Genomic DNA, 22710 nt, shown 5'->3' with positions numbered 1-22710 from the left:
GAGGGGGGGAAGTCGGCCGCAACACTGCCCCCCTCCTCTTCAGAGGAGGGGCTGGGGGTGGTGCATCCGCGCGGCAAGTTGACGCCCAACGCTCCCCTTGCCCCGCTGGTGTGGTTCAAATCCGGCGGCAGCGCGGAATGGCTGTTCGAGCCGAAGGACGTGGCCGACTTGCAGGCGTTCCTGCGCGCACTTGATCCTGCCGTGCCGGTGTTGCCGCTCGGGCTGGGGTCCAACCTGATCGTGCGCGATGGCGGCGTTCCGGGCGTGGTGGTGCGGCTCGGCAAGGCGTTTGCGCAAGTGCGCCAGAGCGCGGATCTGACGCTGGATTGCGGCGCGGGGGCATCGGGTATTCTGGTTTCGTCCACCGCGCGCGACAACGCGATTGCGGGCCTTGAATTCCTGCGCTCGATCCCCGGCACGGTCGGCGGGTTCGTGCGGATGAACGGCGGCGCCTATGGCGGTGTGGTGAAGGACATCCTGATCGACTGTGATGTGGTGCTGCGCGATGGCAGCTTGCGCACGCTGGCGGCGGCGGACCTGCGCTATACCTATCGGCACAGCGAACTGCCGGACGGAGCCATCGTGGTGGCAGCGCGGTTCAAGGGCCGACCCGGCGCGGCGAAGGACATCAAGGCCGAGATGGACCGCATTTCCGCCAGCCGCGAGGCGAGCCAGCCGCTGCGCAGCAAGACCGGTGGCTCGACGTTCAAGAACCCGCCCGGTCACAGGGCGTGGGAACTGGTCGATGCGGCAGGCTGCCGGGGGCTGACCATGGGCGGGGCACAGGTGAGCGAAAAGCACTGCAACTTCCTGCTCAACCTTGGCGATGCGACCAGCGCCGAGATCGAAGCGCTGGGCGATGAAGTGCGGCGGCGGGTCAAGGCGCATTCGGGCATCGATCTCGAATGGGAAATTCAAAGGGTGGGGCGGCCATGAACCTTGTCATTGCCCTCTTTTCCGCTCGTCCTGAGCTTGTCGAAGGACTGCTTTTCACTTCGGGCGTCGCGCCCGACCTCAAGAACAAGAACGGCCCTTCGACAGGCTCAGGGCGAACGGTGATTTTTGGATATGCTTGAGAAGAAACTCCATGTCGCGGTGCTGATGGGCGGCTGGTCGAACGAGCGACCGGTGAGCCTGATGAGCGGCGCGGGCGTTGCCGCCGCGCTGGAAGAGCGCGGCCACCGCGTGACCCGGATCGACATGGGCCGCGATGTGGCGCAAAAACTGGCCGACGCCGCGCCGGACGTGGTGTTCAACGCGCTGCACGGATCGCCGGGGGAAGACGGCACGGTGCAGGGGCTGATGGACCTGATGGGGCTGACATATACCCATTCGGGCATGGTCACTTCGGTGATCGCAATCGACAAGGAACTGACCAAGCAGGCGCTGGTGCCCCACGGCATTCCGATGCCGGGCGGGCGGATTGTCGACACGGCCGAGATTTACGAGCGCGATCCGCTGGAACGGCCTTACGTGCTCAAGCCCGTCAACGAAGGTTCCTCGGTGGGCGTGGCGATTGTCACCGCTGAGGGCAATTACGGCAACCCGATCAGTCCCGACGCCAAGGGGCCGTGGCAGGAATTTGACCGGCTGCTGGCCGAACCGTTCATTCGCGGGCGCGAACTGACCACGGCGGTGCTTGCCGGAGTTGATGGCCCTCGGGCGCTGATGGTGACTGAACTGAAGCCCAAATCCGGCTTCTATGACTTCGATGCCAAGTATACCGAGGGCATGACCGAGCACGTCTGTCCGGCTGAAATTCCGGACGAGATCACGCAGGCGTGCCTCGACATGGCGCTGCGCGCGCATCAGCTGCTTGGTTGCAAGGGGTGCAGCCGCACTGATTTCCGCTGGGATGACGAACGCGGGCTGGCGGGGCTGTTCGTGCTGGAAACGAACACCCAGCCGGGGATGACCCCGCTTAGCCTGGTCCCGGAACAGGCTAAGCATCTGGGCATGAGTTATGGCGAACTGGTCGAGGCGATAATCGCCGATGCGCTGGATAGCAGGCAGGGGGCAGCATGAGCGCGCAGACGATCAAACGCGGCGGCAAGGGCGTGCGGCGCGCGGCCGCTGCGCAAAGCAAGGCGCGGCAGGTTCGTGCGGCCAAAGCGAAAACCGGATCGGCGTTCGATGCGGTGATGGGCTGGCTGCCGTTCAGCGAAACGCAGCTCCACCGGTTTTTCCTGGCGGTGATCCTGGGCGGGGCGGTAGTGCTGGCATGGACGGTGGCGAGCTTTGCCGGGGTTCCGGCGATGGCCGAGCAGCAGCTGGCCGCCGTGGCGCGCGATGCCGGGTTCGAAGTGCGCCGCGTGGAAGTGCGCGGGGTGAAGAACCTCAACGAGCTGAAAGTCTATGAACGCGCACTGGCGGAACGCGAACGGGCGATGCCGCTGGTCGATATCGGGGCCTTGCGCGATGAACTGATGCAGCTGGCCTGGGTGCAGGATGCGCGGGTTTCGCGTCAGCTGCCCGATACGCTGGTGATCGACATCGTTGAACGCAAGCCCGCCGCCGTGCTGAAAAAGGCCGACAAGCTGGTGCTGATCGACGCCGCAGGGACCGAACTGGAAACCGTTTCCGCCGCGCGGGCCAAGGGCAAACTGGTGGTCGGCGGCCCCGGCGCGGGCAAGCAGGTCGTCGCGCTGGGCGCGCTGCTGGACGCGGCGCCCGCAATCAAGGGCCAGGTGCGCGAGGCCGAATGGGTCGGCAATCGCCGCTGGAACCTGACCTTCCGCACCGGCCAGGTGCTGGCGCTGCCCGAAGGCGGGCGGGAATCGGCCGGGGCGCTGATGAAGTTCGCGCAGATCGACGGGCGCAACCGTCTGCTGGGCGGCAAGGTCGCCGCGTTCGACATGCGCGCGCCCGATCGGATCTATCTGCGGGTGCCGGGCCGGACCGACGCAGTGGAACAGGCCGCAGTGGTCGCCACCTCGACCAAGGCCAAGGTGGGGGCGGACAAGGCGGATACCGCCAAACCCGCCGCCAAGCCTGCTGCCAAGACTGGAGAGAGCAACTGATGGCCGCACCCCGCATCGCCAAAGTGTTCGGCGCGGTCAACATCGGTTCGTTCCGGATATCCGCGATGGTCGCAGGGCTGTCGGAAACGGGCGAGATGATCGTCCTGGGGTCTGGCCACCGCGCCGCGCAGGGGATCAAGCGCGGCTATGTCACCGACATGCAGGCCGCGACTTATGCCGTGCGCGACGCGGTCGAGCGGGCCGAGAAGATGGCCAACATTTCGGTGTCGAAAGTCTGGATCGGATCATCCGGGGCAGGGCTGGCCAGCCAGATCGCACAAGTAGAAGTCGATATCGGCGGGCGCCGGATCGAGCAGGATGACATCGATCACCTGCTGGTCGCCGCGCGCGACGTGATCCAGCCGGACGGGCGGATGGTGCTGCACGCCCAGCCCGCGCACTATACGCTGGACGGGGCGGACGGGGTGTCCGATCCCAGGGGTCTGCACGCCGAACGGCTGGGCGTCGATGTCCACGTGATGCTGGCCGATGGCGCGCCGATCCGCAATATTACCGAAGCGGTGCAGAACGCCCATCTCGACGTCGAAGGGGTGATCGGATCGCCGATTGCGGCGGGCTTTGCCTGCCTGTCTGCCGAGGAGCGCGAACTGGGCGTGGCGCTGGTCGAGTTTGGCGGGGAAGTGACCAACGTGTCGGTCTATGCCGCGGGCATGCTGCTGGGGCTGGTGACGATCCCGATGGGGTCAGGCGACGTGACAGATGCCATCGCCAGCGCGTTCGGCATCCGCCGGTTTCAGGCCGAGCGGCTGAAATGCGTCCACGGTTCGGCCATTGCCAGTCCGGCCGACCACCGCGAGATGATCCCGGTCAACGCGCCGGGCGAAGAAGCGTCCGGCCCGGCCGCGCGCCACGCCGATGACAAGAACCGCATCCCCCGCGCCGAACTTGTTTCGGTCATCACCGGCCAGCTCGGACGGCTGATGGAAGATGTGTCCAAGGCGCTGAAAGGTCTGGGCTTTACCGGTCAGCGCGGGCAGCTGGTCGTGCTGACCGGCGGCGGGGCGGAACTGGCGGGGCTGGCTGATTATGCGCAGTCGGCGCTGGGCAAGCCAGTGCGGATCGGCAAGCCATTGAACATGAAGGGCCTGGCCGAGGCGCATGCCACGCCGGGGTTTACCACGCTGGCCGGGCTGGTGCTCTATGCTGCGGCTGATCCGATTGACATCCGTGCCATTGGATCTGGCTATCAGAAGACGCTGCGCTATTCGGGCCTCGGACTGGTCAACCGGATGTTCCGCGCCGTGAAAGAGTATTTCTGAAGTGCGACCAATTCGGGTCAAAACCGCTGCGGACTGTGGACAACGCGCCGCTGTGGCTTGGCTTGGCCGAATCTTGCAGTGCAGTAACCATCACTATACGTCTAATTGCATCCGCGCGACGGACAGGAGAGCGCCATGAGCATCAATATCGGACCGCCAGCTGTTGAGGAGCTGCGTCCCCGGATCACCGTGATCGGGGTGGGCGGCGCCGGTGGCAACGCGATTGCCAACATGATTCACGCCGGGATCGAAGGCGTTGAGTTCGTTGTCGCCAACACCGATGCGCAGGCGCTCAACAATTCGATCGCGGAACACCGGATTCAGCTGGGGCCGGACATTACGCAGGGGCTGGGCGCGGGTTCGCGGCCCGAAGTCGGCCGCGCTGCCGCCGAAGAAACCATGGCCGAGATCGAGCGCGCGCTTGAAGGCGTGCACATGTGCTTCATCGCGGCTGGCATGGGCGGCGGCACCGGCACCGGTGCGGCCCCGGTTGTGGCCAAGCTGGCGCGTGAAAAGGGCGTGCTGACGGTGGGCGTGGTAACCAAGCCGTTTCTGTTCGAAGGCACCCGCCGGATGCGCTCCGCCGATGCCGGGATCGAGGAACTGCAACGTCACGTCGACACCCTGATCGTCATTCCTAACCAGAACCTGTTCCTGGTCGCCAAGGCCGAAACCACGTTCAAGGAAGCGTTCGAGCTGGCCGACGAAGTGCTCCAGCAGGGCGTGCGTTCGATCACCGACCTGATGGTCATGCCGGGCCTGATCAACCTCGATTTCGCCGACGTCCGCTCGGTCATGGCCGAAATGGGCAAGGCGATGATGGGCACCGGCGAAGGCAGCGGCGAAAACCGCGCGCTGGAAGCGGCCGAAAAGGCGATTGCCAACCCGCTGCTCGACGGCGTGTCGATGCAGGGCGCGAAGGGCGTGATCATCTCGATCATCGGCGGCGACGACATGAAGCTGCTCGAAGTGGACGAAGCCGCGAACCACATCCGCGAACTGGTCGATCCCAATGCCAACATCATCTGGGGCAGCGCCTTCAACCCGGACCTGCAAGGCAAGATCCGCGTGTCGGTGGTCGCGACCGGGATCGAACAGACGTCGCAGCAGGCCGAAGACGCCAACGCGCGCCCGTTCAACATGGGGCAAAATCGCGGTCCCGCCCGTCCGGCGATGGCCGTTCCGGCGGCGGAGCCGCTGTTCGAGCGCACGCCTGAGCCTGCCGCCGAACCACCCGCGCCAGTGGTGGCCGCGGCGGAGCCGGAACCTGCGCCGCCAGCGGCTGAACCGGTTGCCAGTTTTGCGGACGATGACTGGGATACGGCATCGGACGACGCGCTGGAACTGAACCTCGAAGCCGATGAGGCGGCATCTGCGGGCGACGAATTGCTGCTGGGCGCATCGCAACTGGCGGCGGACGATGACGAATCTGCCTCTCCGCTGGCCATGCCGGGCCGTCGGCGCGGCCTGGTGTCGAGCGAAAGCGGCGAACGCGCGAGCGGGACGATCAACCCCGGCGGCGCAGGCGATGCGGGTGATGATCCCGCACCGCTGGCCGACCCGGTCCGGCGCAGCGGGGGTGATGCCGGCGGCCCGCGCGCTGGCGGCGCAACCTTGTTTGAACGCATGGCCAACCTGTCGCGCGGTGGCCGTTCGAACAGCGACGATGACGATGATGACGACAACAATGATGGTGGCCCGTCGATCAGCATTCCCCGCTTCCTTGGGCGGCAGAACAACCAGTAAGCCCATGCGGCGGTGACCGCCCGGTTGCCGCAATGCGTTTGGCTACAGTTCAGGGACGGGGGTCTAGCCACAGGCCCTCGTCCCGTGTGTTTTGGAATAAGGCCCCTGCAATGTCCGATTTTGTCGCCCGCAGTTTAGCCGTTGGTTCCGGACTGGCCGCACTGGGTGCAAGCCTGCTGGCCGGTTCAGCGGCGGCATGGGCACAAAGCGGCGGCGCGGCGATACCGTCGATCAGTCAGCCGGTGGTGCAAGCGGTGCCGGGATCGACCGGCATGAAGCTGAACGAGGTGCTTTACCGCCTGTCGCGCAATCCCACCGATGTTCCGACCCTGATCGAAGCGGGCAAGATTTCGATGCAGCTGGGCGATCCGGCAGCGGCGGTGGGGTTTTACCAGCGCGCGGCCCGGCTTGCGCCCGCCAACCCCAATGTGCAGGCGGGGCTGGCCGGTGCGGTGGCGCTGAATGATGATCCGGTCACGGCCATTGACCTGTTCAACCGGGCCGAACAGGCCGGGCCGATTGACCCTGCGCTGCTCGCCCCGCGCGGGCTGGCTTATGATCTGGTGGGTGATAACCAGACCGCGCAGAGATATTACCAGCAGGCGCTGTCGGTTGGCGACGATGATGAAACCGTGCGGCGGCTGGCGATCAGTCAGGCGATCGGCGGGGATCGCCGCGCGATGGAACTGACGCTGACCCCGCTGCTGCAGAAGCAGGACAAGGGGGCCTGGCGCTCCCGCGCGTTCGCGCTGGCCATTCTGGGGCAGGGGGCAGAGGCCGAATCAATCGTGCGGTCGACCATGCCGGCCCAGCTGGCGGAGCCAATGTCGGCCTATTTGCGGTACATGCCGCGCCTGACTGCGGCTCAGCAAGCCGCGGCCGCCAACCTTGGCCACTTTCCGCGGGCCGCCGATATCGGCCGCGAAGACCCGCGCTTTGCCCAGTTCCAGCGGCCACGGGTTGCCCCGCCTGCTGCGGCAGCCCCGGTGCTGGCCGCCGCCGCCCGGCCGGGTGACAGAACATCCACGCGGGCCAGTCGGCGCAGCCGCGATGCCGAAGCCAGGGCAGCCGCTGCGGCGGCGGTACCAAAGCCTGCTCCGGCGGTCCGGGTTGCGGCAGCGGCCCCGCGTTCGACCATAGCATCGACGGCGGCAGCCGCGCCGCCGGTCGCCCCGCAGGCCAGCCGCCAGACCACCGCCACCCCGACCGTAACGACCGCCCCGCCGCCGCCCGTGGCCGTGAAGCCCCCGGTCATGGCGGCTGCGCCAAGGCCGGTCACGCCTGCAGCGGCACCAGTCACACCGGCACCAGTCGCAGCGGCACCGGTCACCCCGGCACCGGTCACCCCGGCACCGGCCGTCGCTGCCAGCACGTCCGCTGCCACCCCTGCGCCGGGGTTCGCGTCGCTCGATTCAGGCGGGCCTGCCGTGCGGGGGTTTGAGCTGAAGCCGTCAACGCCAGCCGCTCCGGCTGCTGCACCCACACCTGCTCCCGCTCCAGCTCCCGCTCCCGCCGCGCGGCCGCGTAGTCTGGCGGACGTGTTTGCCGATCTTGGCCCGCCCAGCCGCGAGGCAGAGCCGGTGGCCGGGGCCGTCGATGTGCGCCGGATCGCTCCGGCGGTTGACCCCAAGGTCAAAGCCGCGGCCGACGCCAAGGCCAGGGCCGAGCGTGAAGCCAAGGCGGCGAAGCTGGCGGAGGACCGCGAAAAGGCAATCAAGGCTTCGGCGGCAGCCAGGCATCCCAGCCGGATCTGGGTGCAAGTGGCGACCGGCCGCGACAAGTCCGCGCTGGGGTTCGACTGGCGCCGGTTCAACCGTGAAAATTCGGAAGTTTTCGGCAAGCGCAGTCCGTTCGTGACCGGCTGGGGCCAGACCAACCGGCTGCTGACCGGACCGTTCCCGTCGGACAAGGCGGCCACGACCTTCATCGCCCAGTTGAAGAAGGCCGGGATCGACGGGGCCTTCACCTGGACCAGCCCGGCGGGCCAGATTGTTGATGCGCTCGGGTCTGGCCGGTAAGCAGGATTTGCGATGCGGAATGACTTGCGCACCGCTTTTCCACACTTTGTGAACAGCCTTATCGAGTTATGCGCAACCGCGCGTTAACCGGACATTGTCCGAACGCCGGTTGCACCGCATCCAGCATTCGAACCGCGCTATGGTGCGCGGCCCGCCGCCAGGATACCGATGATGCAGGGCAACCGCGAATTCGCACGGGAGGACGACGCCGCACCCGTGGACATGCTTGCCTCGCTGTTCGAGGCGCGCGGCTGGCCGTGCGAGTTCGTCGCCGAGGACGAGATTTCGGGCGAAATCAAGGGTAGCTGGGCCAGCTACACCCTGCGCGGGATCTGGCGGCGCGAGGATCACGTGCTGCAATTGCTGTGCCTGCCCGATATCCGCATCCCCGATGACAAGCTGGGCAGCATCTATGAGCTGCTGGCGATGGTGAACGAGCAGTTGTGGGTTGGCCATTTCGATATGTGGTCGAGCGGCAATGTCCTGCTCTATCGCCACGGATTGCTGCTGGGCGACGACGGCCTGCTCAGCCTGGCCCAGGCGCAAGTTGCGGTCGAAGCGGCGGTGGAGGAATGCGACCGGTTCTATCCGGCGTTCCAGTTCGTGCTGTGGGGCGACAAGACCCCGACCGAAGCGCTCGCCAGTGCGATGGTCGATGCGGCGGGCGAGGCCTGACGGCCAAAATCGACGAAGCCCCTTGAATTCCCCGTCCGCTTGCGGGAGGGGAATAAGCGTGCGCCCCCTGCTGCAAGCGGGCGGGCGGAATGGAGGCGCGACGTGAATTCAATCCTGCTGCTGGGCTGCGGCAACATGGGCGGGGCGATGCTGGCCGGGTGGCTGGCAGGCGGCTTCGCGCCAACCCGCTTCACCGTGGTCGATCCCTATCTGGCTGAAACACCCGCCGGGGTGGAATTGCTGCGCGAATTGCCGCAGCGCCGGTTTGACGCGATCCTGCTGGGGGTAAAGCCGCAGCTGCTGGACGATGTCGCACCCGTGCTGACCGCGCTTGCGGGCAAGGACACCGTGGTGCTCTCGGTCCTGGCAGGGGTGGAACTCGCCAGCCTGTCCGCGCGGTTCCCGGCGGCCAAGGCGATCGTGCGGATCATGCCCAACCTGGCCGCCGCGATTGGCAAATCACCCGTCGCGCTGTTCGATACCGGACTGGACGATGCCGGGCGCGCCGTCGTGACCGCGCTGATGGACCCGCTGGGTACGCCCGAATGGCTGGCGGCGGAAAGCGATTTCGATCTGGTGACGGCGCTGGCCGGGTCCGGGCCGGGGTTCGTCTATCGCTTTATCGATGCACTGGCCGCCGGGGCGGGCGCACTGGGGCTTGATCCCGCGCAGGCGCAGCGGCTGGCCGTGGCAACGGTCGAAGGGGCGGCGTTGCTGGCCGCCGCATCGCCGCATTCACCCGCTGAACTCGCGCGCCGCGTGGCCAGTCCGGGGGGCAGCACGCAAAAGGGGCTGGACGTGCTGGACGAAGGCGGGGCGCTGTTGGCGCTGGTGCAGGACACCCTGCGCGCGGCGCAGGATCGCAATGCCGAAATGGCTGAAGCCGCGCGGGCGACGCCCTGAATAGCGCGGCTGATACAATTTGCGACAGGTGCCAGTCCGGTTTCGCTTGAAAGCAACCCGCATCACCCCGATATTGCTGGCATAGCCCGTGCCATCAAGCAGGGGCGAGAATGGAGTTTAGGACACATGGCAAACTGGAACGATCCCCAGCCCCCACGGACGGGCTTCGGCGCGTCCCCCAGCCTCAACGGTGATGCGCTTGGCACGGCCGCAACGTTCGACGCTGGTCTGCGCCGCCATATGCTGTCGATTTACAATTACATGGCGTCCGGCGTGCTGCTGTCGGGCATCGTCGCGATGCTGTTTGCGCAATCGGGCATGGCCGCGTCGGTCATGGCCACGCCGCTGCGCTGGGTCATCATGCTGGCCCCGCTGGGGTTTGTCTTCGCGATGAGCTTTGGCGCAAACCGGATGCAGACCGGCACGATCCAGCTGCTGTTCTGGTCGTTCTGTGTCGCGATGGGTCTGTCGATGTCGACGATCTTCCTGGTGTTCACCGGGGCGTCGATCGCGACCACGTTCTTCGCCACGGCGGGTGCGTTCGCAGGGCTTAGCCTGGTGGGTTACACCACCAAGAAGAACCTGACGGGCATGGGTCAGTTCATGACCATGGGCCTGATCGGCATCATCATCGCGATGGTGATCAACATGTTCCTCCAGTCGAGCGGGCTGCAACTGGCCATCTCGATCCTGGGCGTGCTGATCTTTGCAGGGTTGACCGCGTATGACACCCAGCGCCTGAAGCAGGAATACGCCTATGTCGCCGGCACCGAATTTGCCGGCAAGGCCGTTATCCTGGGCGCGCTGTCGCTGTATCTGGACTTCATCAACATGTTCCAGTTCCTGCTCAGCTTCCTGGGCAACCGCGAATAAGCCAGCCGGTCCGGCGGCGAGCCAGCGGCTCGTCGCAGGCAGAAATGCGATGCCCGGTGCGTATTGGCGCGCACCGGGCATTTTCTTTGCGCGCGAACGGGGCTAGAGCTTTTTGCTTCATCGCCGGTCAAGCTGGCCGCTGCCAGAACCGGCAGGCAGAAAATTGAGGGACGGGACGAACATGAGCGCAACTTTCCGGCGCAAGGTGATCATCGGCGCAGCAACGCTGGCCGCTGGTCTGGTCGCAGCCTGCGGGCCAAAGTCGGTCCCGCCGCCACCGCCTCCGCCGCCGCCCGCGCCGACCCCGGTGGTCTATATCCCGCCGCGCCCGCTGCCGCCGCTGGGCGCGGCGGCCGGCTTGTTCGTGCCGCCGGTCGGTCCGGACGGCACCCGCCAGACCATCAACACCCGGCTGACCCCGGCGCAGACCATCTGGAACGTCCGCTCAGCCTATAACGTGGCCGCGCTCAACTGCCTGAAGGCGGAGCACGCCGACGTGCTGATCAACTATAAGGTGTTCCTGAAGGCCCAGGCCAAGGGGCTGAAAGCGGCCAACACCGCAGTCGATGCCGATTTCCGCAAGCGCTATGGCGCGGCCTTTATCCGCCCGCGTGAAGCCTATATGACGCAGGTCTATAACTATTACGCCTACCCCGCGACGCTGGAAAGCTTCTGCGATGCCGCAACCGTGATCGCGCGCGAATCGAAGATGGTGAAGCCCGCGGAACTGGCTGATTTCAGCCAGCGCAGCATGGCCACGCTCGAAACGGTGTTTGAAACGTTCTACCGGACGTTCGAACAGTACCGCGCCGATGTCGCGGCGTGGGATGCCAAGTATGCGCCGGTGGCACCGGTTGCGCCTGCGGCACCGCTTGCTCCTGCGCCAGCCACTGCAACCGTGACGCGCTGAGCGCGGCCTGCGCAACTTTACGCTTTCAAGGGCGCGCCCCTTTCGCTAAGGGGTCCGCTCCCGTGGGCAGACAAGGCCCGCGCGATTGCACTGGAACGGGGCCGTAGCTCAGATGGGAGAGCGCGTCGTTCGCAATGACGAGGTCAGGGGTTCGATCCCCCTCGGCTCCACCAGTGACGACTCTTTCCCCCTTACGTGGTAGGCTGATTGTCGCAGACCACTTTCGCGACAGCCAGAACCCATGCATTTTCTTGATCAAGCCAAAATCTTCATCCGCGCTGGCTCCGGCGGGCCGGGTGCCGTCTCGTTCCGGCGTGAAAAGTACGTCGAATATGGCGGCCCCGATGGCGGCAATGGCGGCAAGGGTGGCGACATCATTTTCGAAGCGGTCGCGGGCCTCAATACCCTGATCGACTTTCGCTATACCCAGCACTTCAAGGCCCCGCGCGGCGTGCAGGGCATGGGCAAGAACCGCCACGGCGCGGCGGGCAAGGATATCGTGATCCGGGTTCCGCTCGGCACGCAGGTGCTGGACGATGACCGCGAGACCGTGCTGCTTGACCTGACCGAGGCTGGCCAGCGCGTTACGCTGCTGCACGGCGGCCTGGGCGGACGCGGCAACGCGAGTTACAAGACCTCTACCAACCGCGCCCCGCGCCAGCACCAGCCGGGGATCACGGGTGAGGAAATGTATGTCTGGCTGCGGCTGAAGCTGCTGGCCGACGTCGGCCTGCTGGGCCTGCCGAACGCGGGCAAATCAACCTTCATCAACCAGATCACCAACACCAAGGCCAAAGTCGGCGATTACGCGTTCACCACGCTGCGTCCGCAGCTGGGCGTGGTCCATCACCGCAACCGCGAATTCGTGCTGGCCGACATTCCCGGCCTGATCGCGGGCGCTGCCGAAGGTGCGGGCGTGGGTGACCGGTTCCTGGGCCACATCGAACGCTGCCGGGTGCTGATCCACCTGATCGACGTGCAGGGCACCGACCCGGCCGAGGCGCTGGACATCATCGAGGAAGAACTGGCGGCCTATGGCTGCGGGCTGGACGCAAAGCCGCGCCTGATCGTGCTGAACAAGATCGATCTGGTCGATGCCGAACTGGTTGAGGCGTTCTCGCGCGAGTTGCGCGAAGCTGGTGCTGGCAAGGTGTTTCCGATTTCCGGCGCATCGGGCCGGGGGATGGACGCGCTGCTTGACGCCGCGCTGGAATACCTCCCTGCCGCGACTGTCACCGAGCGCCCGGCCGGTGAACGTGAGGACACCGACGATACGCCGTGGTCCCCGGTTTGATCTGACGGGGTTCGCGCGAACCAAAAAACTTGCGGGCGCGCGCCCAATCGCTAATCCCGCGCTGATGAAGATCGCCCGCCTTGCCGACCTTGCCGATGCCGCGACCTGCCCCCGACTGGTGGTGAAGGTCGGCTCGTCGTTGCTGGTCGCGAAGGACGGTGTGCGGCGGGCGTGGCTGGAAGGGCTGGTGAGCGAGATTGCTGCCGCGAAAGCGCGCGGGCAGGATGTGATCGTCGTGTCGTCGGGCGCGATTGCGCTGGGGGCCAAGACGCTGGGGCTGGACAAGGGCGGGCGCGGCAGTCTCGCCGATGCACAGGCCGCCGCCGCCGTCGGCCAGATCGCGCTGTCGGGACTGTGGGCCGAATTGCTGGGCCAGCATGGGCTGACCGCCGCGCAATTGCTGCTGACGCTGGAAGACCTTGAGGATCGCCGCCGCTACCTCAACGCCACCGCCACGCTGACCCGGCTGCTCGATGCGGGCGCGGTGCCGGTGATCAACGAGAACGACAGCGTCGCCACACAGGAAATCCGCTTTGGCGACAATGACCGGCTGGCCGCGCGGGTGGCGCAGGCGGCGCGGGCGAGTGCGGTGCTGTTGCTGTCCGACGTTGACGGGCTGTTCGATCGCAATCCGGCGCTACCCGGCGCGAAACTGCTGCCCGAAGTGCGCGGGGTGACGGCGGAAATTCATGCGATGGCCACGGGCGGATCGTCATCCGGCATGGGGTCGGGCGGGATGACCTCGAAATTGCAGGCGGCGGAAATCGCGGAGCTGGCGGGCATCGCGCTCGCCATCGCCAGCGGGCTGCACGATGCGCCGATGGCGCGGGCGACCGCGCAGGGGATCGGCACGTTGTTCCTGCCCAAGTTGAACGGACGCCGCAAGGCCGGTGCGCGCAAGGCGTGGCTGGGCGGGCGGCTGCGACTGAAAGGCGCGGTCGTGGTCGATGCCGGGGCGGCGCGGGCGCTGGGCCGGGGCAGCAGCCTGCTCGCCGCCGGGATCGTGCGGACCGAGGGTGAGTTCGCGCGCGGCGATGCCATTGCCATCCGCGATGATGCCGGGGCAACGCTGGCCCACGGCCTCAGCGAATATGACGCCGCCGAATGCGCGCGGCTGATGGGCACGCAATCGGGCGAGCACGCCGATCTGCTGGGCTATGCCCCGCGCTCGGCGGTGGTCCACCGGGACCAGTTGGTCCTGCTGTGACGATCGCGGTTACCGGCGCGACCGGATTTGTCGGACAGGCGCTGCTGGACCGCGCCGCGCAGGCCGGGATCGGCGTTCGTGCGCTGACCCGCCGACCGCAGGAGCCGCGCCCCGGCGTCGAATGGGTCACGGGCGATCTGGATGCCGAGGCCGCACTCAGTCAACTTGTGACCGGGGCGGAAGCGGTGATTCACGTGGCCGGTGTGGTCAATGCGCCCGATCCGGCGGGGTTTGAGCATGGCAACGTCACCGGCACGCTGAACGTGATCGAGGCGGCGCTGGCGGCGGGTGTGCCGCGCCTTGTCTGCGTGTCCTCGCTCTCCGCGCGCGAGCCGGACCTGTCGGCCTATGGCGCGTCAAAGGCGCGGGCGGAACGGCTGGTCATGGCCAGCGGCCTCGATTGGACGGTGGTCCGCCCGCCCGCCATCTATGGCCCGCGCGATACGGAGATGTTCGAGTTGTTCAAGCTGGCCCGCTGGGGCGTGCTGCCGATGCCGCCGCGCGAAGGGCGGTCATCCTTGCTCCATGTCGATGATCTGGCGCGGCTGCTGCTGGCGCTGGTGCCGGGGGAAGAAGGTGTGTCGCAGCGGGTGTTCGAACCCGATGACGGCAAGCGCGGCGGCTGGAGCCACTATGAGCTGGCCCGCGCAGTCGGCTGGGCGATGGGGCGCAGGCCGTGGGTGCTGCACCTGTCGCGCCGCTCACTGGAACGGGCCGCGCGGGCCGACCGCGCGGTGCGCGGGAACAAGGCCAAGCTGACGCCCGACCGGGTCGGCTATATGGCGCATCCGGACTGGGTGGTGAGCCATGCGGCCAGCCCCCCCCGCAGCCTGTGGGAGCCGGAGATTCCGACGCGCGAAGGGTTGAAAGCAACGGCCTGCTGGTATCGCGATCACCATTGGATATGATCTTGTCGGCGCGGTTTTTCGCGCTAGACTACGGCCATGATTTTGCCCGACAAGTCCGATCGCTACAGCGCGATTTCGATCACCCTGCACTGGCTGATGTTTCTGGTCATGGCCGCTGCATTTGCCACCATCGAATTGCGCGTCAATTTTGAACGCGGCAGCGACATACGGGAAGGGTTGAAGCACTGGCACTTCATGCTGGGCCTGTCGGTGCTGCTGCTGGTGATCGTCCGGATCATCGCGCGGCTGGCTACGGCTGGACCGCGGACGGTCGCAGAACCGCTGCCGAGCAAGCTGCTGGCCAAGGGCACGCACCTGGCGCTCTATGCGCTGATGATCGGGTTGCCGCTGGCGGGCTGGACGATCCTGAGCGCGAGCGACGCCCCGGTGCCGTTCTTCGGGCTGGAACTGCCGCCGCTGGTCTCCCCGGACAAGGCGCTGGCCAAGCAAGTGAAAGAACTGCACGAACTGGGCGGGACAATCGCCTATTGGCTGATCGGGTTCCACGCGCTGGCCGCGCTGATCCATCACTATGTGCTGAAAGACGGCGTGCTGCTGCGGATGCGTCCCGGCCGGGGCTGATCAGAACGCCGGGTCGTAGCCGGGCGGCAACTCGGTCGCCGCGCCTTCGACGTGGATGCCGCATTCGGTCTTGTCCCAGCCCTTCCAGCGGCCTGAGCGCGGGTCTTCGCCCGGCGCGACGCGGGTGGTGCAGGGGGAGCAGCCAATCGAGGGGTAACCCTGTTCCACCAGCGGATGCGCGGGCAGGCCGGTGGCGGTGAAATAGGCTTCGATCTGGTCGGCGCTCCAGTCCGCCAGCGGGTTCACTTTCAGGCGTCCGGCGGCATCGGTGGTGTCGATTTCGAACCGGGCAAGGCCAGCGCGGGTCTTGCTTTGAAAGCCCTTGCGCCCGGTAAAGCTGGAGTCGAACCCGACCAGCGCCGCCGCCAGCGGTGCCACCTTGCGGATTTCGCAGCAGCCATCGGGGTCATAGGACCAGCGCAGCCCGGTTTCATCGCGCTTCGCCAGCAGGTCCGCGTCAGGCGTCAGGTTGATCAGGTTGGTAAGGCCGATCCGCGCCGCCAGTTCATCGCGATAGGCCAGCGTTTCGGGAAAATGCTTGCCCGTATCCAGGAACAGCACCGGCACGGCCCGGTCCACGCTGGCCAGCAGGTGGAGCAGGACCGCGCTTTCCGCGCCAAAGCTGGATACCGCGGCGATCCGCCCGGCCAGCCCTTCGCGCAGCAGTTCCGCCAGCATCTCGTGCGTCGACACCCCGGCGAAGCGCGCGTTGAGCGCGTCCGCCTGCGCTGCGGTAAAGCGCGGTGCGGTGTCCAGCAGGTCGATGCGGCGGGCTGGTTCAGCCATTGGCAGTTCCGGCATGCCGCTTGGCCCAGATCGGTGCGCGGCCATCGGTCGTGGGCTGGTATACTTCGCCGTAGCGGTCAAACGCGGCCTTGGCGTCTGCCGGATCGAGCGCGCTGTCCGGTGCGAAGGCATCAAACCCGCAGCGGCGCATATAGGCCAGCTGATCGACCAGCAGCTCGCCCACCGCGCGCAGTTCGCCGGTATAACCAGCCTCGCGCAGGATCCGGGCGGAGGAATAGCCGCGCCCGTCGCCGAACACCGGGAAGTTCACTTCGACCAGCTTGATCCGCGCCAGATGCGGCAACAGGTCGCGTGCGTCGTCGCCCGGTTCCAGCCGGACGGCGGCGGCATTGGTCTGATCGCCAAAGGCATCGACGGTCACGCCGGGATCGGCCACGGGTTCGTCGTCACGAAAGCGGAACTGGACTTCAGCCATTATGCCCCCTCCTCTTCAGAGGAGGGGGTTGGGGGTGGTGGCGCAAAGCACCACCCTGCTGCGACTAGACCCGGCTTCGCCGCGCCAAGTCTCGCTGCCCCTCCTCTGAAGAGGAGGGGGAAAAGTGAGGAATTATCCATAGATCGCCTCCTTGAACGGGGCCATGCCAAGCCTGCGGTAGGTATCGAGGAAGCGTTCGCTGTCCTGCTTGTTCGCAAGGTAGAAATCGGTCGCGCGCTGGACCGCATCGACGATGCCTTCCTCGTCGAAGCCGGGGCCGGTGATCTGGCCCAGCGAAGTGTCCGCGCCTTCGCAGCCGCCAAGCGACAGCTGGTAGTTCTCGGTGCCTTTGCGGTCGACCCCCAGGATGCCGATGTGCCCGGCGTGGTGGTGCCCGCAGGCGTTGATGCAGCCGGAGATCTTCAGCTTCAGCTCACCGATTTCCTGTTCGCGGCCCGCAAACCGCTGCGAGATTTTCTGCGCGATCGGGATCGAGCGGGCGTTGGCCAGGCTGCAATAATCCAGCCCCGGGCAGGCGATGATATCGCCGATCTGATCGAGGTTGGGGGTCGACAGGCCATTGGCATCCAGCACCTGCCACAGCGCATAGAGGTCGGCCTTCTTGACGTGTGCCAGCACGATGTTCTGGGTGTGGGTGACGCGCAGTTCATCAAAGCTGTAGCGCGCGGCGAGATCGGCCATCACGCGGATCTGTTCGCCCGTGGCATCGCCCGGAATGCCGCCAACCGGCTTCAGGCTGATGGTGACGGCGATATAGCCGGGCTGCTTGTGGGGCACACAGTTGTTGTCCACCCACAGGGCGAAGTCGGGGTCCGAACGGTCCACTTCGTCCGGAACCCCAACCTCGAACGCCGGATCGGCAAAGAAGCCCTTGATCCGCTCCAGCTCGGCCAGCGGCGGCTCGATGTTCTGGGTCAGCAGGTGGGCAAATTCGGCTTCGACCTGGCGGGTGTATTCATCCTTGCCCAGCTCGTGGACCAGAATCTTGATCCGCGCCTTGTACTTGTTGTCGCGGCGGCCGTGGCGGTTGTAGACGCGCAAGGCTGCCTCGGAATAGGTGATCATCTGGTCGATCGGCACGAATTCGTTGATGCACGGCGCGATCATCGGCGTGCGGCCCATGCCGCCGCCGACATAGAACGCCGCGCCGATTTCACCGGCGGCGCTCTTCACGATCTGGATGCCGATGTCGTGCAGGCGCATTGCCGCGCGGTCGGTATCGGATGCGATCACCGCCATCTTGAACTTGCGCGGCAGGAAGCTGAATTCCGGGTGGAACGTGCTCCACTGGCGGATCAGTTCGGCATAAGGGCGCGGATCGACGATCTCGTCCGCCGCTGCCCCGGCATACTGGTCCGACGTGGTGTTGCGGATGCAGTTGCCGCTGGTCTGGATCGCGTGCATTTCCACGGTGGCCAGATCGGCCAGGATGTCCGCCGCTTCTTCCAGCTTGATCCAATTGTACTGGATGTTCTGGCGGGTGGTGAAGTGGCCGTAACCGCGATCATACTTGTCGGCGATATCGCCCAGCATCCGCATCTGCGCGCCCGACAGCGTGCCATAGGGCACCGCGACGCGCAGCATATAGGCGTGGAGTTGCAGATACAGCCCGTTCATCAGCCGCAGCGGCTTGAACTGGTCTTCGGTGATGTGGCCTTCAAGGCGGCGGCGCACCTGATCGCGGAATTCTTCCACGCGGGTATCGACCATCGCCTGGTCGTAAGTGTCGTACTGGTACATCAGATCACCCAGTTGCCGGCTTCGGGGTCGGCCGGTTTCAGCGTCAGGTCAGGGCGCACGGTCGGGCCGAGCGCGCGGATGCGTTCCTTGATGTGGCCGGGGCGGACACCGTGTTCATCGCGGACCGCTTCGATGGCATAGGCGGCATTGACCCGGCGCGCGGCGCTTTCGCGGGCCAGGATCGTATCGGCGTGGTCACCCACATCGACCGCGTCCTCGACATGCAGCGACCATTGCACGCCGTCCCACCACACGACGGCGCCGCTTTTCAGATCGTTGCCGGTCAGGATTTTCACTGCATCACCTCCAGCGCAAGCGCGCGCAACTGGTCTGTTTGCGGAAGAGCGGCGACTTCGCCGATCACGATCACCGCAGGGCTTTTGACTTTGTTGGCGGCCACCAGATCGGGCAGCCCCGCAATCGGCGCGCGCAGCACGCGCATGGTGGGCCGGGTGGCGTTCTCGATCACGGCCACCGGCATGGCGGGGGACAGGCCGTCCGCCATCAGCTTTTCGGCAATCGCCTCGGCCGTCGCGACGCCCATGTAGATCACCAGCGTGCGGCCTTGCCCCGCCAGACCAACCCAGTTCTGGTCCGATAGCCCCTTGCACTGGCCCGCGACAAAGCTGACGACCGACGCGCTGTCGCGGTGGGTCAGCGGCAGGCACGCTGACGCCGCAGCGCCCATCGCCGCGCTGATGCCGGGGACAACCTCCACCGCCACGCCAGCCGCGTCGCAGGCTTCGGCCTCTTCGCCGCCGCGCGCGAAAATGAACGGATCGCCGCCCTTCAGCCGGACGACATCGGTGCCCGCCAGTGCCTCGCGCACCAGCAGGGCGTTGATGTCTTCCTGCGGCATCGTGTGGCGCGAGCGCCGCTTGGCGACCGAGATCAGCCGCGCGGCCGGGCGCGCCAGCGCCATGATCGCGGGATCAACCAGTCCATCATGGACGATCAGCCGGGCCTGCATGATCAGGCGCGCGGCGCGCAGCGTCAGCAGATCGGGATCGCCGGGACCGGCACCGACCAGCCAGACTTTACCGGCGGCAATGGGGGCAGAATTGCTCATCCCCCGACAATGGATTGATGCGCGCTGCGGTGCCAGCCAGTTTGCCTATGCAGGGGCTAAGCCGAACTATCAGACCCGCACAGCAAAGCTGTTCAACTCGCGCGCCACGCCTGCAATGCCTGCGCCAGATCGGCTTGCAGGTCGTCGACGGCTTCCAGACCAATCGACAGGCGCACGCCGAACCGGTCTGCATCGTCCATTCCGGGCAGCGGCCATGAACTGGCCGTGCGGACCCCCGCGGGATCAAGCGGCGTGACCAGACTTTCGAACCCGCCCCAGCTGAACCCGATCCCGAACAGGTTCAGCGCATCGATGAACCGGTCCCGCGCCGCACCGTCACCGCCCCTGAACACAAAGCTGAACAAGCCGCAGCCGCCCGCAAAATCGCGCGCCCACAGCTCATGCCCCGGCGATCCGGGCAGCATCGGGCAGAGCACGCGGGCAACCTCAGGCTGTGCTTCAAACCATTCGGCCAGTTCCAGCGCGCTGGCGGTTTCCTGCGCCAGCCGCAGCCCCATCGTGCGCAGGCCCCGCAGCGCCAGCGCGGCATCATCGGGCGAGACGACCTGGCCCAGCAGCTGTGCGGTGCGGCGCAGCTTGGCATAGTAACGCTCCCCCGCCGCCGCGCTGCCCAGCATCAGGTCGCTGTGGCCGCCGACGTGCTTGGTCAGGCTCATCACGGTGATGTCCGCGCCGCGCTCCAGCGCGGGGAAGCCGAGCGGCCCGGCCCAGGTGTTGTCCAGGATCACCGCAAGGCCGCGTTCGCGGGCGATTGCGGCAAGGGCGGGGACGTCCTGCACTTCCATCGTCAGGCTGCCGGGGCTTTCCAGCAGCACCGTCCTGGTCCGATCACAGATCGCGGCCCGGAATGCGCCCGTGTCCTGCGGATCGAACCAGCGCGTTTCGATCCCGAAATCCTTGAGCAGCGCGCGCCCGATGTTGCGGGTCGGCTCATAGGCGTTGTCGGTCATCAGCAGCACGTCGCCGGGGCGTAATACCGCCAGCAGTGCGCCCGCCAGCGCAGCCACGCCCGACGGATAAAGCATCGTGCCGGCCGCACCCGGTTCCAGCGCGGTCAGCGCATCGGCCAGCGCCCACTGCGTCGGCGCGCCGCGCCGGCCGTAATAGAAGTGGCCGTCCTCGTTCGGCTTGCCCGCGTTCAGCGCGGCAACATCGGGATACAGGTGCGTGCTGGCGCGCCAGACGGCGGGGCTGACCACCGATCCGGGGTGACCGGGAATACCCGTCCACTCCGCCCGCCGCCCGCTGGTGACCAGCCGGGTTGCGGGCTTCAGATCCTTGTCATCGCCGCCGCCTGCCACCGGTCAGACCGCCAGGCCCTTGGGCGTTTCCGGGTCCGCGCCCCATTCGGTCCAGCTGCCGTCGTACAGCGCGGTGTCTTCCTTGCCCAGCAGGTGCAGCGCGAACAGCAGCACACACGCGGTCACGCCGCTGCCGCAGCTGGTGACGACCGGCTTGGACAAGTCCACCCCGGCGGCTTCAAAGGCGGCCTTGAGCTCGGCCCTGGGCCTGAACGTGCCATCATCATTGTACAGCGCAGTGAAGGGGACGTTGGCCGAACCGGGAATGTGTCCGCAGGCAATCTGCGGCCGCGGATCGGCTTCTGCGCCGGACCAGCGCGCAGCGCCGCGCGCGTCGACCACCTGTTCGGCCTGCGTTTCCAGATTGGCGAGGACGTCGGCCTTGGCGCGGACCTGCTTGTCATCGCGCCAGACGGTGAAGTGGCGGTGGCGCAGCGTTTCCTTGCCAGAGGCGAGCGTGCGCGCTTCGGCCTTCCACTTGGCCAGGCCGCCATCGAGAATCGCCACGTCATGCGCGCCGAACATTTTCAGCATGAACCACGCGCGGGCCGAGGTTTTTACCGCGCTGTCATCATACAGCACGATCCGGCTGCCATCGCCCAGTCCCAGACCCTGCATCCGGCTGGCAAACTTTTCCGCCGGGGGCAGGGTGTTTTCGACCGGTGCATTGGTGTCCACCAGATCGCCGAGATCCATGAACACCGCGCCGGGGATGTGCGCAGCTTCGTATTCGGCCAGCGCGTCGCGATTCGCGCCCGGCAGATGTTTTGAACAATCGACGATCCGCAGATCGCTGGCCCCTATTTCACCGGCCAGCCACTCGGTCGAAACCAGACTTTCCATGTTCCTCGTGTCCTCCTCGGCTGCGACAGATCGCGGCGTTTTGTCGGCGCGTTCTGAGGCTCCAGCGCTCCTCAACGCTGCAACTGCGAAGAAGCGTAGCTGTGCCCGCCCGCCGCGTCGAGGGGGCAATGTGCAGCGGGCGTCCTAATTTACCGGACGTTGGCCAATCCGCGAATAGGTGCGCGGGCCAAGGTCCAGCCGGAACGGGCGCAGCGCCGCACCCGGCTGTTCGGGCAATTCGCCGATCACGAACGTCTGCGCGGTAACCAGCGGAATCTCGCCAGTGGCGGACGCTTCGACCCGGAACCGGGCGAGCGGCACGAAATAGGCTGCCTCACCAGCGCGAATGGGGGTGATCGCGGCCAGCGGCAGGCGGATATCGCCGGAGAACTCCAGGCTTTCGCCGGGTGCGAGCGCGACGTGCGCGTGGCGCAGTTCCAGCCGCTGGGCGGCGCTGGCGATCTGCTGGTCGGGCGGCAGCGAGGCATGGGCCGAGATCATGTCACCCTCAACCGCCAGCGCGGACAGCGGCACGGCGGCGTTGTTGGTGATCCGCAAGGTATAGGCCAGCGTGGTCGCCATCAGCGATGCGTTCAGCCGCCGGGCCTCCAGCGCGATTTCCAGCATCGGCGGGGGTGGGGGCGGCGGGGCAGCGAAAGCCGGTTCTGGCAGGGGAGCGGGTTCCGGGGCAGGCTTGGGTGCTTGGGGTTCCGGCACGGACACAACTGGCGGTTCGAAGTCGATGGTGGCGGCGCTGTCCTTGCGGCGGCCGCGCCATAGCAGCAAGCCGCCCAGTGCGGCGAGCAAGGCCGCCAGACCCGCAGCCCACGGCATCCAGTCCATCGGCTCGCCAGTCGCGGCATCTGCGGCGGCGGGTGCGGCAGGCGGGGCGGGGGCCAGTTCGGTCGGCAACACGGGCAGCGGAGTGCTGGCCGTTTCGCTGACGGTCGGCAGGGTGAGCGGCGTTGCGGTCTGCGCCGGGGCGGCGGCGCTGGGTGTAACGCGCGCGGCTGGCGGCGCGGTGCGCGGCGGGGTGGTTGCGGCGGGGCTGGGGCGGGCGCTGGGTGCGGCTGTCGG

The 22710-nt window shown here is 66.8% G+C and carries 23 protein-coding genes and 1 tRNA gene; 16 read left to right on the top strand and 8 right to left on the bottom strand.

The features are described from left to right. Positions 1–57 precede the first annotated feature (57 nt). From murB to Q8Q53_RS00940, 16 genes are all read left to right on the top strand, one after another. Positions 58–936 (top strand): UDP-N-acetylmuramate dehydrogenase, encoded by an 879-nt coding sequence (gene murB / locus Q8Q53_RS01015; RefSeq protein WP_371136478.1) that lies wholly within the window; start codon positions 58–60, stop codon positions 934–936. After that, complete coding sequence (locus Q8Q53_RS01010; RefSeq protein WP_305699882.1) at positions 933–1076, top strand: hypothetical protein; 144 nt, start codon at positions 933–935, stop codon at positions 1074–1076. The genes murB and Q8Q53_RS01010 overlap by 4 nt, the downstream gene beginning before the upstream one ends. Then, the gene (locus Q8Q53_RS01005) at positions 1069–2025 is read left to right on the top strand and encodes a D-alanine--D-alanine ligase (protein WP_305699881.1); all 957 of its coding nucleotides are present in this window, start codon (positions 1069–1071) and stop codon (positions 2023–2025) included. Before Q8Q53_RS01010 ends, Q8Q53_RS01005 begins: the two co-directional genes overlap by 8 nt. Continuing rightward, entirely contained in the window at positions 2022–3020 is a 999-nt protein-coding gene (locus Q8Q53_RS01000; RefSeq protein ID WP_305699880.1) for a cell division protein FtsQ/DivIB, read from the top strand. The genes Q8Q53_RS01005 and Q8Q53_RS01000 overlap by 4 nt, the downstream gene beginning before the upstream one ends. After that, entirely contained in the window at positions 3020–4300 is a 1281-nt protein-coding gene (gene ftsA, locus Q8Q53_RS00995) for a cell division protein FtsA (protein ID WP_305699879.1), read from the top strand. The genes Q8Q53_RS01000 and ftsA overlap by 1 nt, the downstream gene beginning before the upstream one ends. A 135-nt stretch (positions 4301–4435) precedes the next feature. Next, positions 4436–6046 carry a cell division protein FtsZ gene (gene ftsZ / locus Q8Q53_RS00990; RefSeq protein ID WP_305699878.1) on the top strand — a complete coding sequence of 537 codons (1611 nt, stop codon included), beginning with the start codon at positions 4436–4438 and terminating at the stop codon, positions 6044–6046. A 110-nt stretch (positions 6047–6156) separates the two neighbouring features. Next, positions 6157–8064, top strand: coding sequence for an SPOR domain-containing protein (locus Q8Q53_RS00985; protein WP_305699877.1), 1908 nt, complete (start codon positions 6157–6159; stop codon positions 8062–8064). Positions 8065–8235: 171 nt separating this feature from the next. After that, positions 8236–8739: a YbjN domain-containing protein gene (locus tag Q8Q53_RS00980; RefSeq protein ID WP_305699876.1), complete on the top strand. Its 504-nt coding sequence runs from the start codon at positions 8236–8238 to the stop codon at positions 8737–8739. A 135-nt stretch (positions 8740–8874) separates the two neighbouring features. Next, complete coding sequence (locus tag Q8Q53_RS00975; protein ID WP_371136483.1) at positions 8875–9642, top strand: pyrroline-5-carboxylate reductase family protein; 768 nt, start codon at positions 8875–8877, stop codon at positions 9640–9642. 126 nt (positions 9643–9768) lie between these two features. Next, positions 9769–10515, top strand: a complete 747-nt coding sequence (locus Q8Q53_RS00970) for a Bax inhibitor-1/YccA family protein (protein ID WP_305699874.1) — start codon at positions 9769–9771, stop codon at positions 10513–10515. A gap of 181 nt (positions 10516–10696) precedes the next feature. Continuing rightward, positions 10697–11425, top strand: a complete 729-nt coding sequence (locus Q8Q53_RS00965) for a hypothetical protein (RefSeq protein ID WP_305699873.1) — start codon at positions 10697–10699, stop codon at positions 11423–11425. Positions 11426–11522: 97 nt separating this feature from the next. Further along, a tRNA-Ala gene (locus Q8Q53_RS00960) sits at positions 11523–11598 on the top strand. Positions 11599–11666: 68 nt separating this feature from the next. Next, the gene (obgE, locus tag Q8Q53_RS00955) at positions 11667–12719 is read left to right on the top strand and encodes a GTPase ObgE (RefSeq protein WP_305699872.1); all 1053 of its coding nucleotides are present in this window, start codon (positions 11667–11669) and stop codon (positions 12717–12719) included. Between the two features lie 64 nt (positions 12720–12783). Continuing rightward, a complete protein-coding gene (proB, locus tag Q8Q53_RS00950) occupies positions 12784–13926 on the top strand; it encodes a glutamate 5-kinase (RefSeq protein WP_305699871.1) in 1143 nt (380 codons plus the stop codon). Beyond that, on the top strand, positions 13923–14834 hold the full coding sequence (locus Q8Q53_RS00945; RefSeq protein ID WP_305699870.1) for an SDR family oxidoreductase: 912 nt from the start codon (positions 13923–13925) through the stop codon (positions 14832–14834). The genes proB and Q8Q53_RS00945 overlap by 4 nt, the downstream gene beginning before the upstream one ends. A gap of 36 nt (positions 14835–14870) precedes the next feature. Then, on the top strand, positions 14871–15416 hold the full coding sequence (locus Q8Q53_RS00940) for a cytochrome b (protein ID WP_305699869.1): 546 nt from the start codon (positions 14871–14873) through the stop codon (positions 15414–15416). Here the strand turns inward: Q8Q53_RS00940 and Q8Q53_RS00935 are convergent, their stop codons facing one another. The 8 genes from Q8Q53_RS00935 to Q8Q53_RS00900 form a co-directional block, all read right to left on the bottom strand. After that, complete coding sequence (locus Q8Q53_RS00935) at positions 15417–16202, bottom strand: phosphoadenylyl-sulfate reductase (RefSeq protein ID WP_305699868.1); 786 nt, start codon at positions 16200–16202, stop codon at positions 15417–15419. Then, entirely contained in the window at positions 16195–16638 is a 444-nt protein-coding gene (locus Q8Q53_RS00930; protein ID WP_305699867.1) for a DUF934 domain-containing protein, read from the bottom strand. Before Q8Q53_RS00930 ends, Q8Q53_RS00935 begins: the two co-directional genes overlap by 8 nt. A 132-nt stretch (positions 16639–16770) precedes the next feature. Continuing rightward, positions 16771–18399: a nitrite/sulfite reductase gene (locus Q8Q53_RS00925; RefSeq protein WP_305699866.1), complete on the bottom strand. Its 1629-nt coding sequence runs from the start codon at positions 18397–18399 to the stop codon at positions 16771–16773. Continuing rightward, positions 18399–18695, bottom strand: a complete 297-nt coding sequence (locus Q8Q53_RS00920) for a DUF2849 domain-containing protein (protein ID WP_305699865.1) — start codon at positions 18693–18695, stop codon at positions 18399–18401. Before Q8Q53_RS00920 ends, Q8Q53_RS00925 begins: the two co-directional genes overlap by 1 nt. Continuing rightward, the gene (gene cobA, locus Q8Q53_RS00915; RefSeq protein ID WP_305699864.1) at positions 18692–19468 is read right to left on the bottom strand and encodes a uroporphyrinogen-III C-methyltransferase; all 777 of its coding nucleotides are present in this window, start codon (positions 19466–19468) and stop codon (positions 18692–18694) included. Before cobA ends, Q8Q53_RS00920 begins: the two co-directional genes overlap by 4 nt. Before the next feature lie 92 nt (positions 19469–19560). Further along, on the bottom strand, positions 19561–20790 hold the full coding sequence (gene metC / locus Q8Q53_RS00910; protein WP_305699863.1) for a cystathionine beta-lyase: 1230 nt from the start codon (positions 20788–20790) through the stop codon (positions 19561–19563). Positions 20791–20793: 3 nt separating this feature from the next. After that, positions 20794–21633 carry a 3-mercaptopyruvate sulfurtransferase gene (gene sseA, locus Q8Q53_RS00905; RefSeq protein WP_305699862.1) on the bottom strand — a complete coding sequence of 280 codons (840 nt, stop codon included), beginning with the start codon at positions 21631–21633 and terminating at the stop codon, positions 20794–20796. Positions 21634–21777: 144 nt separating this feature from the next. Next, positions 21778–22710 (bottom strand): hypothetical protein (locus Q8Q53_RS00900; RefSeq protein WP_305699861.1); only part of this gene is annotated, 933 nt, incomplete at its 5' end.

The sequence above is a fragment of the Novosphingobium sp. genome (genome assembly GCF_030699305.1).
GTDB lineage: Bacteria > Pseudomonadota > Alphaproteobacteria > Sphingomonadales > Sphingomonadaceae > Novosphingobium.
The sequence above is the reverse complement of the archived record's forward strand: the minus strand, read 5'-3'. Positions and strand labels throughout refer to the sequence as shown.